This is a genomic window from Halomonas maura (assembly GCF_030409305.1).
GTDB lineage: Bacteria > Pseudomonadota > Gammaproteobacteria > Pseudomonadales > Halomonadaceae > Halomonas > Halomonas maura.
In genome coordinates this window covers 73,545-87,235 of the sequence record NZ_JAUFPQ010000012.1, presented here as the reverse complement: position 1 = coordinate 87,235, position 13,691 = coordinate 73,545, and the positions used below count along the sequence as shown (strand labels likewise).

At 67.3% G+C, this 13,691-nt stretch carries 12 protein-coding genes; 3 read left to right on the top strand and 9 right to left on the bottom strand.

What is annotated here, in order from left to right; all coding sequences use genetic code 11:
* The first annotated feature begins 53 nt into the window (after positions 1 to 53).
* Positions 54 to 809, top strand: coding sequence for a glycerophosphoryl diester phosphodiesterase (locus QWY76_RS05860; protein ID WP_290310177.1), 756 nt, complete (start codon positions 54 to 56; stop codon positions 807 to 809).
* Between the two features lie 150 nt (positions 810 to 959).
* On the opposite strand, the gene panP is transcribed toward QWY76_RS05860, so the two are convergent.
* Both panP and QWY76_RS05850 read right to left on the bottom strand, forming a co-directional pair.
* Complete coding sequence (gene panP / locus QWY76_RS05855) at positions 960 to 2,633, bottom strand: pyridoxal-dependent aspartate 1-decarboxylase PanP (RefSeq protein ID WP_290310176.1); 1,674 nt, start codon at positions 2,631 to 2,633, stop codon at positions 960 to 962.
* 439 nt (positions 2,634 to 3,072) lie between these two features.
* Positions 3,073 to 4,524 (bottom strand): cobyric acid synthase, encoded by a 1,452-nt coding sequence (locus QWY76_RS05850; protein WP_290310175.1) that lies wholly within the window; start codon positions 4,522 to 4,524, stop codon positions 3,073 to 3,075.
* Between the two features lie 152 nt (positions 4,525 to 4,676).
* Here QWY76_RS05850 and QWY76_RS05845 point away from each other — a divergent pair, with 152 nt between their 5' ends.
* Both QWY76_RS05845 and QWY76_RS05840 read left to right on the top strand, forming a co-directional pair.
* Positions 4,677 to 5,087, top strand: a complete 411-nt coding sequence (locus tag QWY76_RS05845; protein WP_290310174.1) for a hypothetical protein — start codon at positions 4,677 to 4,679, stop codon at positions 5,085 to 5,087.
* Positions 5,088 to 5,106: 19 nt separating this feature from the next.
* The gene (locus QWY76_RS05840; RefSeq protein WP_290310173.1) at positions 5,107 to 5,445 is read left to right on the top strand and encodes a VOC family protein; all 339 of its coding nucleotides are present in this window, start codon (positions 5,107 to 5,109) and stop codon (positions 5,443 to 5,445) included.
* A 495-nt stretch (positions 5,446 to 5,940) separates the two neighbouring features.
* Here the strand turns inward: QWY76_RS05840 and QWY76_RS05835 are convergent, their stop codons facing one another.
* The 7 genes from QWY76_RS05835 to cbiE all read right to left on the bottom strand — a co-directional run bounded on the left by QWY76_RS05835 (position 5,941) and on the right by cbiE (position 13,506).
* Entirely contained in the window at positions 5,941 to 8,067 is a 2,127-nt protein-coding gene (locus tag QWY76_RS05835; protein ID WP_290310172.1) for a putative bifunctional diguanylate cyclase/phosphodiesterase, read from the bottom strand.
* Between the two features lie 524 nt (positions 8,068 to 8,591).
* Positions 8,592 to 9,305 carry a 5,6-dimethylbenzimidazole synthase gene (gene bluB, locus QWY76_RS05830; protein WP_290310171.1) on the bottom strand — a complete coding sequence of 238 codons (714 nt, stop codon included), beginning with the start codon at positions 9,303 to 9,305 and terminating at the stop codon, positions 8,592 to 8,594.
* Positions 9,306 to 9,574: 269 nt separating this feature from the next.
* Positions 9,575 to 10,180, bottom strand: coding sequence for a cob(I)yrinic acid a,c-diamide adenosyltransferase (cobO, locus tag QWY76_RS05825; protein ID WP_290310170.1), 606 nt, complete (start codon positions 10,178 to 10,180; stop codon positions 9,575 to 9,577).
* Entirely contained in the window at positions 10,177 to 11,013 is an 837-nt protein-coding gene (cobF, locus tag QWY76_RS05820; protein ID WP_290310169.1) for a precorrin-6A synthase (deacetylating), read from the bottom strand. The genes cobO and cobF overlap by 4 nt, the downstream gene beginning before the upstream one ends.
* On the bottom strand, positions 11,010 to 11,822 hold the full coding sequence (gene cobM, locus QWY76_RS05815) for a precorrin-4 C(11)-methyltransferase (RefSeq protein ID WP_290310168.1): 813 nt from the start codon (positions 11,820 to 11,822) through the stop codon (positions 11,010 to 11,012). The genes cobF and cobM overlap by 4 nt, the downstream gene beginning before the upstream one ends.
* Complete coding sequence (locus tag QWY76_RS05810) at positions 11,819 to 12,211, bottom strand: cobalamin biosynthesis protein (protein WP_290310167.1); 393 nt, start codon at positions 12,209 to 12,211, stop codon at positions 11,819 to 11,821. The genes cobM and QWY76_RS05810 overlap by 4 nt, the downstream gene beginning before the upstream one ends.
* A 47-nt stretch (positions 12,212 to 12,258) precedes the next feature.
* On the bottom strand, positions 12,259 to 13,506 hold the full coding sequence (cbiE, locus tag QWY76_RS05805; protein WP_435388955.1) for a precorrin-6y C5,15-methyltransferase (decarboxylating) subunit CbiE: 1,248 nt from the start codon (positions 13,504 to 13,506) through the stop codon (positions 12,259 to 12,261).
* Positions 13,507 to 13,691 lie beyond the last annotated feature (185 nt).

Genomic DNA, 13,691 nt, shown 5'->3' with positions numbered 1-13,691 from the left:
TAGGCTATGGCGATGGCACCCAGCCTGCCCCGGCCATGACGACAAGGACGCCCATGCCCCATCCCGACCTCGCCCTGCCCCGCCTGATCGCCCATCGCGGGCTTTCCGCGCGGGCCCCGGAGAACACCCTGGCCGCGGTGCGCGCGGCCCATGACGCCGGCATCGACTGGGTGGAACTGGACGTGCAACTGCTCGGCGACGATACCCCGGTGATCTGGCACGACCGGGACCTCAAGCGCTGCAGCGACGGCCGCGGCCGGCTGGCCGACCTGACCCTCGCCCAGCTCCAGCACCTCGATGCCGGCGGCTGGTTCGACCCGGCCTTCGCCGGCGAGCCCATGGCCACCCTGGAGGAGATGCTGGTGCTGCTGGCCGCACTCGGCATGGGCGCCAACCTCGAGCTCAAGGTCAACCGCGGCCATGCCCCCGAGGCCCTGGCCGAGGCGGTGGTACCGCGGGTCCTGGAGGCCCTGCCCGCGGAGCGGCGGCTGCTGTCGTCCTTCGACGCCACGGCCCTGGCCCACAGCCGACGCCTCGCCCCGGCCGAGGCGCTGGCCCTGGGCCTGCTGTTCGACCGGGTGCCCCGGGACTGGCAACGCCGCTGCCGGGCCCTCGAGGCGTTCAGCGTGCACGCCAAGTGGAAGCGGCTGAGCGAGGGCCGCGCCCGGGCCATCAAGGCGGCCGGCCTCGCCCTGGTCTGCTACACCGCCAACGACCCGGCGCGCTTCGCGCCGCGCTGGGACTGGGGGGTGGACGCGGTGATCAGCGACGACCCCGGCGTCTTCAACGTGGCCGGCCTGGGCGGCTGACCCGCGCCTCGACGGCGGGCACGTCCAGGCTCGCCGCCAGGCCGTCGGCCGGGCGGTCGAGTCGGCGCCCTTGGAGGGCGGCGTGGGCCACGGCGGTGACGGAGGGGTGTACGGCCGCGTGGCATGCGGGCCGGGGCGCTTGGTGCCGTGCTAGCGCCCCTCGCCCGACCGCCCCCAGCCGCTCCTGGTGTCCAGCAGGTGCCTCAAGTCGGCGAAGCCGGCGCTGTCCAGCATCTCCCCGGCGATCTGCCGCTGCTCCTCGACGAGCTCCCGCAGCACCTGGTCGGTGGTCAGGGGATTGGCCAGCACGACCCGGAAGACCGTGATGGCCTGACCTTCGTAGTGCTCAGGCGTCAGTCGGGTTCGCGACACGAAGGCCTTGCCCCGCTCGCGCTGGACCTTCTGGATGGATTGCGTCATGCGGTTCAGGAACTCGTTGATCCGCTGGCGCAGCGCGCTGTCGGCCTCGCCCAGCAGCGCCTGAACCTCGGCGGGCGCCCAGCGATAGGTGAGGATATTGAGCTCCGGCTCGCTGATCAGCTCGAAGTCATCGAGCGCCATGACCCGATCGGCGAAGCGTCGCGCCAGCTGGATGCCATTGTCGATCAGCATCGCATACCCCTGACGACCGATGATCTTCAGCGCCGACTGCACCAGCATCGCCATGCCGGGACGGGAGCCTTCCAGGGTGGTGCTGCCCAGATCCTTGGATCCCTGGCGAATGATGTACTGGGCATGATGCTCGATGCTGCCGAGCGCTGACGGCTCGCGGAACAGCACCATTCCCGCTCCCATCGGCACATAGAGCTGCTTGTGCGCGTCGATGGTGACGGAGTCGGCCCGCTCGATGCCGGCGAGACGCGGGCGGTAGCGCTCGGAGAACAGCGTCGGACCGCCCCAGGCGGCATCCACGTGGAAATGAATCCCCCGCTCCGCGGCGATGTCGGCCAGGCTGTCCAGCGGGTCGATGTTGCCGGTCTCGGTCGTGCCGGCGATGCCGACCAGCGCGAAGGGGCGAATCCTCTGCCGCTCGAGCCGCTTCAACGTGGCGACCAGGGCATCGGGCCGGATGCGGTTGTAGCCGTCCGTCTCGACGGCGACCATCTGATCGCGTCCGATACCCAGCACATCGGCCGCCTTGGATAGCGAGTAGTGGCCGCGTTGTGAGACCAACACCGCGGCGCCGTCACAGTCATAGTGACGCATGGCGCCGAAGATGCCGCTGTGGCCGATGCCCGGAAACTCGCCGTCGGGACCGAAGGCCCGGTTGCGGGCGGCCCAGAGCGCGGTGATATTGGCGACGGTGCCGCCGGAGCAGAAGGCGCCGAGACGGCTCTCGCTGTGGTGCAACCAACTGTCGTAGAAATCACCGGGCTGGCCATAGATCAGGCGATGCAGCATGCCCAGCACCTGACGCTCCAGCGGCGTGAAGGCCTTGGACGTTTCGGTCTTCACCAGGTTCTGGTTCAGCGCGATCATGATCTTCGACAGCGGGATCATGAAGTAGGGCAGCGCCGACGTCATGTGGCCGACGAAGCTGGGCGACGCGGTATGCACCGATTGCGCGACCACCTTGTCGAGCAGGAACTGGGTCTGATCCGAGACGAAAGCGGGCGCATCAGGGATCCTGGTATCGTTGAAGTCCCGCTCGATCCTGACCAGATCGTGATCTTCCGCGACGATGTGCTCCTGAAGGAAGCCGGTGAGATTCGCCGAAATATCCCTGTCCAGACGGTTCAGCGTCGACCCCGGTGCTTCAGGGACGGTGAAGATCCTCAGCAGATTTTCCCAGCTGCTTTCGGCGACCTTTGATTGCTTAGCCATGGGACCCTGTTGCCTTTGGAAGACGAAAGCGCGGAGGAACTGAAGCGCTGCGAGAACGGCCGGTGCATCACCGAGCGGGTGATGTTACCCAACGACCCTGCCCATCTCCAGCGCGTGGCGCCCTCGGGAGGCGCCCCGCTTGGGGCCACCACGGGTCAGGGGGAGGATCGAGGTCACGCCATTGGCTGCCTCGTGACGCCCGACATGGCGCCACCGCACCTTCCGGGTTCAGGAGGACATGATCGGCCCCGTCGGCCGCTACGCAGCCACCGGACCACGGGGTCGATCATGCATGAGGGGCAGGGGTAGCCACAATCCCGTCGCTCCTTCAACGCCCCCGGAAGGGCCGCCACCCGGCACCTCGTTACCCCTGGCAGCGATACCCCGGCGCCATGCCCTGTGCCCGATCCCTTCGCCCAGGACCGCCCGGACGTCGGTGTCAGCCCCCCAGCAGTGGCCGGACGGCGGCCGGGTCCAGGCTCGCCTCCAGGGCATCCGCCAGCCGGTCGAGCTGACGCTCGCGATGGGCGGCCAGGTCCACGGCGGCACCCTCGCCTTCCAGCCCCAGGCGCGCCAGCAGCGCCGCGGCGGCCGGTGCCTCGTCGAACAGTCCGTGCAGGTAGGTACCGATCACCTGGCCATCCTCGCTGACCGCGCCGTCCGGCCGGCCGCCGAGGTCGAGCAGCGGCCGAGCCAGCGCCGGACCGTCGCTGACGCCGGTGTGGATCTCGTAGCCGCTCACCGCCACGTCTTCGCCGGCAAGCCGACCGCGCACGTTGCGCAGCTGCTTGCCGGCCACCATGCGGGTACGCATCGCCAGCAGCCCCAGCCCCGGCACGCTGCCCGGCTCGCCCTCGAGGCCCTCCGGGTCGTCGATCGCCTCGCCGAGCATCTGGAAGCCGCCGCAGATCCCGAGCACTCGGCCGCCGTAGCGCAGGTGGCGCCGAATCGCCGCTTCCCAGCCCTCGCGACGCAGCCAGGCCAGGTCGCTGGCCGTGCTCTTGCTGCCGGGCAGCAGGATGACGTCGGCGGGCGGGATGGCACGGCCCGGCCCCACCAGGGTCAGCGCGACCCGCGGATGCAGGCGCAGCGCGTCCAGGTCGGTGTGGTTGCTGATCCGCGGCAGCGCCGGCACCACCACGCGGAGTCCCGGCGCCTCGGCGGCGCTCTGGGTGAGTCCCAGGCCGTCCTCGGCGTCCAGCAGCAGCCCGTTCAGATGGGGCAGCACACCCAGCACCGGCTTGCCGGTGTGGCCGGTAAGCCAGTCGAGGCCCGGTTCGAGCAGCGCAAGATCGCCACGGAAGCGGTTGATCACGAGTCCGGTGGTGCGCGCGCGCTCGCTGTCGCTGAGCAGCGCGAGGGTGCCCACCAGCTGCGCGAAGACCCCGCCGCGGTCGATGTCGGCGACCAGCCACACCGGGCAGTCCACCGCCTCGGCGAAGCCCATATTGGCGATGTCGTTGTGGCGCAGGTTGATCTCGGCGGGGCTGCCGGCGCCTTCGGCGATGATGAGATCGTGGCGTGACGACAGCCGATCCCAGGCCGAAAGCACGGTCTCCCTCGCCTGGCGCTTGAAGGCGTGATAATCGAGGGCGTCCATGTGGCCATAGACCCGGCCGTCGAGGATCACTTGGGCGCCGCGGTCGGTCTCGGGCTTGAGCAGCACCGGGTTCATATCGCAGTGAGGCGCCACGCCTGCCGCCAGCGCCTGCAAGGCCGTGGAGCGGCCGATCTCGCCACCCTCCGGCGTCACGGCGCTGTTGAGCGCCATGTTCTGGGGCTTGAAGGGCGCCACCGACACGCCGCGCCGGGCCAACAGCCGGCACAGCCCCGCCACCAGCGTGCTCTTGCCGGCATCCGAGGTGGTGCCCTGGATCATCAGTGTCGCCATGCCCTATGCCTCGCCCTGACCGGTTCGCCCTTCGAGATGGCGAGACTCTACCTAGCCGCCCCACGAGCCGCAATCGGTCGCCGTCGAGTTTCCCTATGGATCGTCGGTCAGGCCATGTCATCATTCGTCAGTCGCTATGCATTGGAATTGACATGGAACCGGTCATCCAGGAAGAACTGTCGGGTTGCGGCATTGCCGCGAGTGCTGCCCTCGCCGGCGTGTCCTACCCAGACGCCAAGCGAGTGGCCAACGGCTTGGGGATTCATGCCGAGGACAAGACGTTGTGGTCCGATACCCGGCATGTGCGAACCCTGCTCTCGGCCTTCCACATGGCCACATCGCCAGCGGAGACGCCATTCACGTCCTGGGACGCCCTGCCTGACAAGGCCTTGCTTTCCATCAAGTGGCATCGGCAAGGCGGCCGGGCGTTCTGGCACTGGGTCGTGTTCGTCAGGCAAGGGGGATGCGCCTTGGTGCTGGATTCCAGGAAGAATCTGAGATCCCACGTCCGGCGGGACTTCGGGCGAATGAAACCCAAGTGGTTTATCGAGGTGTATGACTGAGTCATCACAAGACAGGGACATGCCTGCCCTGCAGATCACCCTGCTCGTCCTGCGCTGCAAGGAGCTGGAGGCCAGCAAGCGATTCTACGAGCTCCTGGGCTTTCGCTTCGTGAAGGAGCAGCATGGCGACGGCCCGATCCACTACGCCTCGCAGGATGCGGGCATGGTGTTCGAGCTATATCCGTTGCGCGAAGGTGAGTCGGTGGACAATGCGCGACTCGGCTTTCGCGTACCGAACCTCGAGCAGATCGTGCCGCACCTCGAGACGCTGAAGCGGCATACCATCGCCGAGGGGGTGGTCCACATCGTCCAGGATCCCGACGGCAGAAAAATCGAGCTCATGGAGCAGACAACATGACGTCGCGTCGCGGCGAGCGGCTGCAGTGGATTCGCACCGGGTCAGGTTTTGATGTTGAGAGCTCACTTCAAAGCTCCCAGCGATGGTGGGCACCGGGGAAAGGCTAAGCTTTGTCTGAAAAGTCGACGAGCGATGGCCAAGGCTAGGCCCGCTCCCGGCGGACCAACGCATTTGCCACTTCCATGTGGGTCACAAGGAAAACATCGGTGACAAATCGGCAAGGACTGCCGATTTGGGCAGCTTCGCTGCTCGCAGAGCGAGCGACATGGAGGTCGCGAGTCAAAAGAAGGAGTTTACGCGGTGTAAATGAGTACTTTGACCGGGCTCGTGCACGAGCCGATTTTTAACGCCGGACGGGCGAGCGCAGGCAGTTATCAGACAAAGCGTAAGCGAGGACCCTTTGCCATGGATGGCAAAGGTAGCGCCCAAGAACAGGTTTACAACCCACTGGCGATGTGTCCGGAACTTCTCGGCCATCCACCACCAAATCCCATCCTATATGCCTGATTGTGAAGGAAATCCTTGGCATTCCCTCAGACTCAATTCCTTCGTGATTGCCTCGACACTTGAAGGCTTGGCAAAGAAGAAGCCCTGCCCCAGAAGACAGCCGAGCTGCAATACCAACTGCCCTTGCTGCTCAGTCTCGACCCCCTCAGCGAGCACAGTAAATCCCAGCGCTGAGCCTATATCAGCTACTGCCCGGATAATAGCTTGATCTCGAGGATCATTGAGGGCCCCTTTCACAAAGCCAGGATCGAGTTTCAGCGCATTGACCGGCAGTGTCTTGAGATAGCTTAGAGACGAGTAGCCAGTACCAAAATCATCAATGACCAGAGTCACGCCCATATCACGAAGCTCGCCTAGGCTCTCGATGGTTGCCTGTTCCGGCTCCATCAGGCTTGACTCCGTGATCTCCAGTGCCAAGCAGTTTGGAGGCATTCCGGTCACATCCAGTATATGCGTTAGCTCCGACGCGAAGTCCGGCCGGGCAAGCTGGAATGCCGACACATTGACCGCTATTCGGCCAAACTCCAGACCCGCGTCCAGCCAGATACGACCTTGGCGACAGGCCTGCATCAGGGCCAATTCACCAAGTTGCATGATTAATCCCGTGCGCTCCGCCAGCGGCAAAAACATGCTCGGCGATACCTCTCCTTCCTCAGGATGTCGCCATCGCGACAAGGCTTCAATCCCCACCCACTCATAGGTATTCAGGTCGACAACGGGCTGATACTGAAGAAAGAGCTGTTCTTGGTTCAATGCATCACGCAAGTCGTTTTCGAGCCGAACACGCAGCATGGCTCCCTCGGTCTGCGCCTTGTCGTACAAGTGATATCCAAGTGCATTGGATTTGGCTTGATACATGGCGTCATCGGCATGCTTGATGAGTGTTTCAGCATGGTCACCATCATCAGGATAGAAGCTGATACCAATGCTGGGTTGAGCATGCAGCTTCCAGTTATCGAACTCGATTGGCCGATCCATGATGTGCAGGATTCTCTGTGCAATCCTGATGGCATCCTCAGGCACGATCAGGTCATGGGCCAGAATAACGAATTCATCACCTCCGAAGCGTGCCACGAGATCGTTGCTGCGAAGAGGAGCGGTGATTCGTGCTGCAAATTCCTGCAGGACCCTATCACCAGTGGCATGACCGAGGCTGTCATTGATGGACTTGAAATCATTCAGATCGATGAAGAATACAGCCAGGGAGTCACCATGCCGCCTGCTATGAGACAGAGCACTCTCCAGCCGTTGCCGGAAGTAAGTCCGATTAGGTAGTCCCGTCAGCGTATCTGTATTGGCGAGGTGTTTCAGCATCCGTTGAATCGATCTCTGCCGATCTACCCACGTTACCAACAGGCTCAAGCCAAGTATCAGGCCGGCGAAGCTGCCGATGGCCGCCGCCATGACACCATCAGACAGCAGTCGTCTATGTGCGACCGCGCCTGTTGCGGATGAAGGCGTTTCATAGAACAGCGCCGCCTCCATCGCTGTATAGTGCATACCGGCGACGGCACATCCCATGAAACCCGCTGCTGCCACCCTAAGTCCGCTCTCCGATAACGTCGGTAGACTTCGCACCCGGAAGTGCAGAGACAACGCCGCCAGAGCGAGCAGGAAAGCGACCACGATGGAGAGGACGAACAGCGGGAAGCTGTAGCGCAGTCCCTCCATGCGCATCGCTTCCATGCCGGTGTAGTGCATGCTGCCGATCCCGATGGCCATCAACAATGAGCCCAAAAGCAGATCTCGCACCTCGACACGTGGTTGCGCCATCAAGTGCAGAGCCGCCGCACTCCCTAGCACAGCCGGTACTAGCGACACGGCCGTCAAGCCTAGGGTGTACTGCATGCGGGGATGACCTTCCACGGAAAAGGCCAGCATGGCAGTGAAATGCATGGCCCATATGCCGCAACCCATAGCCGTCGCTCCACCAGCATGCCACCAAGCCTTGATGGTCGCCGACGGGGCGGCCACCATGCGGTCAGTCAGCATCAAGGCCGTGAGGCCAGCAAAGCATGCAATCGCAAGGGATAAGCTAACAAGGAGGGGGTCGTAGGTACTGTGCAACAATTGACCCAGAGCGGGGGCAGTTTGATCGAAACGCCAAAATTGCATCTATCCTCCCGAAAGGGCCGTTTCATCAGGGATGATCACAAGCATTCTTGATGCCGGGCAATACTCATATACCATTCAGCATGCTCATCCTTTGTGCAAGCCATCTGAATATGGAGAAGCTGTTCTACATCCTGATTCGTCCCCCTGACACCCCCAGCCCTCAGGAAGGGGGTGGCTCCGGCGTCACCCACTGGCGTCGCCTCCGAGACTGACATGAGGCCGTTGTCGGGCAAAGGCTGCAGCATGAGGCGGCCCAATGGGAGCGGACGGAACAGTCCCACGTCATCCCTCGGGTTCCGACACTGGACGACGCTCCCGGGATGTGCCCAACCGTTCATCTCTGGCGATCACATGACGTGCCCTGGCTGGCGCATGAGGACGAGCTTCCGCCCCATGACGAGTGGCCACCGGGACGGTAGGGCTCCGGCCGGACATGACGCCGGCTTCGGACCCGACACCGACCTAGGTGGCCATCTGCTCCCCTTCCGTATGGCTCCCTGGACCCGGCGCGCTCATCGCTCGCCCTACCTGGCCGCGAGGGCGTCGAACAGCGCCGGCGCGTCCGGCGCCTCGCCCCAACCATTGCCATGTACCCGCTCGGCCAGCGGCAGGCGCTGGCGCCAGCCGGCCCGGGCCAGCTCCGGGCGGTCGAGGAAGTCGTCGACGTAGCCCAGGCACAGGTAGGCGAGCGGGTAGACATGCTCCGGCAGGCCCAGCACCTCGGCCAGATCAAACTGGTCGAGGATGCTGACCCAGCCCACGCCGATGCCCTCGGCGCGGGCCGCCAGCCACAGGTTCTGGACCGCCAGGCAGGTGCTGAACAGGTCCGTGTCGACGATGCTCTGGCGGCCCAGCACGTGCTCGCCGCCGCGGCTTCGGTCGCAGGTGATGCACAGGTTGAGCGGGCTCTCGAGGATGCCCTCCAGCTTGAGGCGGCGATACAGCGCCCCGCGCTCGCCGGTATGGGCCTCGGCCGCCCTGGCGTTCTCGCGCTCGAAGATGGCGTGTACGCGCTCGCGCAGCTCGCGGCTGTCGATCAACAGGAAGTCCCAGGGCTGCATGAAGCCCACCGAGGGCGCATGGTGGGCGGCCTCGAGCAGGCGTGCCAGCACCTCGGACGGGATCGGGTCCGGGCGGAACTGGGCACGTACGTCGCGGCGCTCGAAGATGGCCCGGTAGAGGCCGTCGCGCTGCGCCTCGGGGAAGGCGTGGTCGGGTCGCCCGTTCGGGTCTGCCATGCGGCGGTCTCCTGAAAATACTGTTTGTGGCATAGCACTGAACTGCAGGATGATGAGCTTACCCGGCGCCAAGCAGTCGCGAGGGCGCTGTGAACCCATCCATGGGCGCTACCGACGCCCTGCTTCGCTCTCGCGTCCCGCTCCGCTCGCAGGGCCGGGGTTGGCCATCCATGGCCAACCCGTTCGGCGGAGTCCGCCTCACCCCTGGCGCAGGACCCTCGCGCCTTCTTGTCCCCGGCGCTCATCCGGTAACTTCAGAGCCGGGGCTGCTACAGTTCTATTCCCTTCTGCGCCTTTACCCCTTGGTCTTTAAAGGCATGCTTGACCACCTTCATCTCGGTCACGGTATCGGCCAGCTCGATCAGCGCCTCGGGGGCGTGGCGGCCGGTGACCACCGCGTGCTGCATGGCCGGGCGGCCCTGGAGGTCGTCGAGCACCCGGTCGAGTTCCAGGTAGCCGTGGCGCAGGGCGATGTTGAGCTCGTCGAACAGCACCAGCGCATAGGCCGGGTCGGCCAGCATGCGCCGGGCCTCGGCCCAGGCCGCCTCGGCCGCGCGCACGTCGCGCTCGCGGTCCTGGGTATCCCAGGTGTAGCCCTCGCCCATGACGTGGTAGTCCACGCCCGGCAGCTGGCGATAGAAGGCCTCTTCGCCGGTCTGGAACTTGCCCTTGATGAACTGCACCACGCCGACCTGCATGCCGTGGCCCAGGGCGCGGGCGACCATGCCGAAGCCGGAGCTGCTCTTGCCCTTGCCGGGGCCGGTGAGCACCAGCAGCACGCCCCGCTCCTTGTCGGCGGCGGCGATCCGCTCGTTCATGATCCGCTGCTTGTGGGCCATGCGCTCAGCGTGGCGCTCGGGGTCGACGTGCTTCATCGGGGTCTCCTTGAATCGGGGGATGATAACGGTGACGGCCTTCCGCCCGGCGTTCGTGACAGCAGCGGCGTCCGCGCCAGCAGATAGACGTCCATGATCCAGCCGTGGCGCTCGCGCAGCGCGGCGCGGCGCTCGACGATGGCCGGACCCACCGCGTCCAGCGGGCCGTCGATCAGGCACTGCTTGTCCATGCCCAGGTAGGCGCCCCACCAGATGTGCAGCCCCTCCGGCGCCAGCGCCTGGAAGGCGCCGCCGCCGTCGAGCATCACGGCGACGCTGGCGGCGTCCTCGGGCCAGCCGCGCTCGCGCAGGCGCCGCCCGGTGGTGATCTGCACCGGCTCGGCCAGGGCGTTGAGGGGAATCCGGTGCTCGGCGGTCAACACCTGCAGGCTGGTGATGCCCGGCACGACCTCGACCGCCAGCGCCATGCCGTCGTCCTGCCCCGCCCCCTTCAGACGCTCGGCGATGCGCAGGCTGCTGTCGTAGAGCGAGGGGTCGCCCCAGATCAGCATGGCGACCCGCCCGCCCTGTGGCAGGTGATGCGACATCTGCGCGCGCCACACCTCGGCGATCGCCGCGTGCCAGTCGTCCACCGCGCCCAGGTAGTCGTCGCGGCCGTCGCGGCGCGGCAGGTCGAACTCCACGACCCGGGAGTGCGCGGCCTCATCGAGCAGATTGCGGCACAGCAGCCGGCGCAGATCGACCAGGTCCGCGCGGGCCTCGCCCTTGCGCGGCAGCAGGATCAGCTCCGCCGCCCGCAGCGCGCGCACGCCGGCCAGGGTGACGTGCTCGGGATTGCCGGTGCCGATGCCGATCAGCGAGAGCCGGATCATGATGCGCCTCGCTCGTCGCTCGGCACCTCGCCTGTATCGGCGAAGGGCGAGTCCGCCGACTGCGGCCGGAAGCGGCGATCGTAGCCGATGGCATAGAGGCGGCTGTCGTCGAAGTCCTCGCTTGCCAGCGCCGGGCCGACCAGGATCAGCGCGGTGCGGTTGATGGCCGGGTCGAGCCGCGCGGCGATGGTGTCGAGCCGTCCGCGGATCACCGTCTGGTCGGGCCAGCTGGCCCGCCAGACGATGGCCACCGGGCAGTCGTCGCCGTAGCGAGGCGCGAGCTCCGCCACCACGTGCTCCAGGTTATGGATGGACAGGTGGATCGCCAGGGTCGCGCCGGTGCGCGCGAAGTTGCCAAGTGTCTCGCCGTCCGGCATGGCGCTGGCCCGGCCCGGCGTGCGGGTCAGCACCACCGACTGCGCCACCCCCGGCAGCGTCAGCTCCTGGCCGAGGGTGGCGGCCGCCGCGGCGAAGGCCGGCACCCCGGGGGTGATGGCGTAGGGAATGCCCAGCGCGCGCAGCCGGCGCAGCTGCTCGCCCATGGCCGACCACACCGACGGGTCCCCGGAGTGCAGCCGGGCCACGTCCTGGCCCGCCGCGTGGGCTGCCGCCATCTCGTCGATGATCTCGTCGAGCGACAGCGGCGCGGTGTTGATGACGCGGGCGTCCGCCGGGCAATGCGCGAGGATCGCACCGGGCACCAGCGAGCCGGCGTAGAGGCACACCGGGCTGGCGGCGATCAGGTCGCGCCCGCGCAGCGTCAAGAGGTCCGGCGCGCCGGGGCCGGCGCCGATGAAGTGAACGGTCATGGGGTCTCTCCTGCCGGGGTGTCTCTTGTCGGAACGGCGCTCGCCATCGCGGCGGTCGCGCGCCGATCCATGGACGTCAGCCGCGGGCCGAGCAGCGCCGCCCCCGGGCCCGCCGCCAGCAGCGCCACGGCCTCGGCGACGCTGCCGGTGCCGCGGGCCTGCCGGCTGTGCCGGGACCGGGTGAGGGTCTCGGCCGAGGGCAGCGCGGCGTCGGGCACACCCAGGGTCGCGAGTCCCCGCGCCTCGCCCAGCGCCTCGACCCGCGGGCGCATGCTCTCGGCCGCCGCCAGCCGGTCGACCGGGCCGTGGCGCGCCTCGAGCCGCTCCAGCGCCTCGGCGAGCGAGGCGAGCGTCGCCGAGCGGCGAAAGCCGAAGCCCGCGATCCTCATCGCTTTCCCCTTCATCGCGCCGTTCATCGCACCGCTCATTTCGCCGTTCATTTCACGACCCGCCACTGCACGATGGGATAGGCAGCCTTCCAGCCGCGCCGGGTGCCGAGGGCGGCCGCCGACGACAGCTCCAGGCGCACCAGCTCGCCGCCGGCCCGGCATTGCCAGTGGGCCAGCAGCGCCTCGGACTCCAGGGTGACCGCGTTGGCCACCAGCCGCGCGCCCGCCGGTAGGCGCGCCCACAGCGCCTCCAGCAGCGCCTCGCAGAGCCCGCCGCCGATAAACACCGCATCGGGCGACGGCGCCTCTCTCAGTTCCTTCCCCGAGGCGAGCGACTCCGCCAGCAGCGCCGCGGCGTCGCCCTCGATCACCTCGAGCCAGTCGACGCCGAGCTCCCGGGCGTTGCACCGGGCCCGCTCGGCCCGCTCGGCGTCGCGCTCGATGCCCAGGGCGCGGTTGTCCGGGTGGGCCAGCAGCCATTCGATGGCCACCGAGCCCGAGCCGGTGCCGATGTCCCACAGCCGCTCGCCCGGCGCCGGCGCCAGGGCGGCAAGTGTGGCGGCGCGCACCGCCTGCTTGGTGATCTGGCCGTCGTGAGAAAACCAGGCGTCCGGCCGTCCGGGCGTCAGCGGCAGCGCCGGCCCGTCGCCGTCGACCTCGAGCCCCACCGCCACCGGATGGGCGATGTCGTCTGGCAGGTCGGCGTCGGCGCGCAGCATGCGCACGCGCTCTCGCTCTTTATTGCCGCCCAGCGCCTCCAATACGTGGAGCCGGCTGGCGCCGAAGCCGACGCGTCCGAGCCACTCGGCGAGCGCCATCACGGCCGCGCCGTCGCGCAGCAGCACCAGCAGGCGGCGCCCGCGATGCAGGTGCGGGCGCAGGCGCGTCAGCGGCCGGGCATGCAGCCCATGGCAGCTCACGCCCTCCAGTGACCAGCCGAGGCGTGAGGCCGCCAGGCTGAAGGTCGACGGCGACGGCAGCGAGCGCCACTCGTCGGGGGCGAGATGCCGCGCCAGCGTCGCGCCGGCGCCGAACCAGAAGGGATCGCCGGAGGCCAGCATCACCGTCCGGCGGCCGCGCTCGGCCAAAAGCTCAGGGATGCCGTCGGCGAAGGGCACCGGCCACTCGCGCACCTCGGCGGATAGCGACGGCAGCAGGCGCAGGTGGCGCCGGGCGCCGAACACCACTTCGGCGGCCTCCAGCGCCTCGCGGCTTGCCGGCGTGAGCCCGGCCATGCCACTCTCGCCCCAGCCCACCACCGTCAGCCAGGGAGCGTCGTCCGCGTCAGTCATCATCCGAGTCCCGCTAAAAGAGCTGGGCTTTTCCGGCGCCAAGCCGCCGCGAGGGCGCTGTGAACCCATCCTTGGGCGCTACTTTTGCCCTGCTGCGCTCTCGCATCCTGCTTCGCTTGCAGGGCCGGTGTTGGCCATCCATGGCCAACCCGTTCGGCGAGAATCGCCTCACCCATGGCAAAAACCCC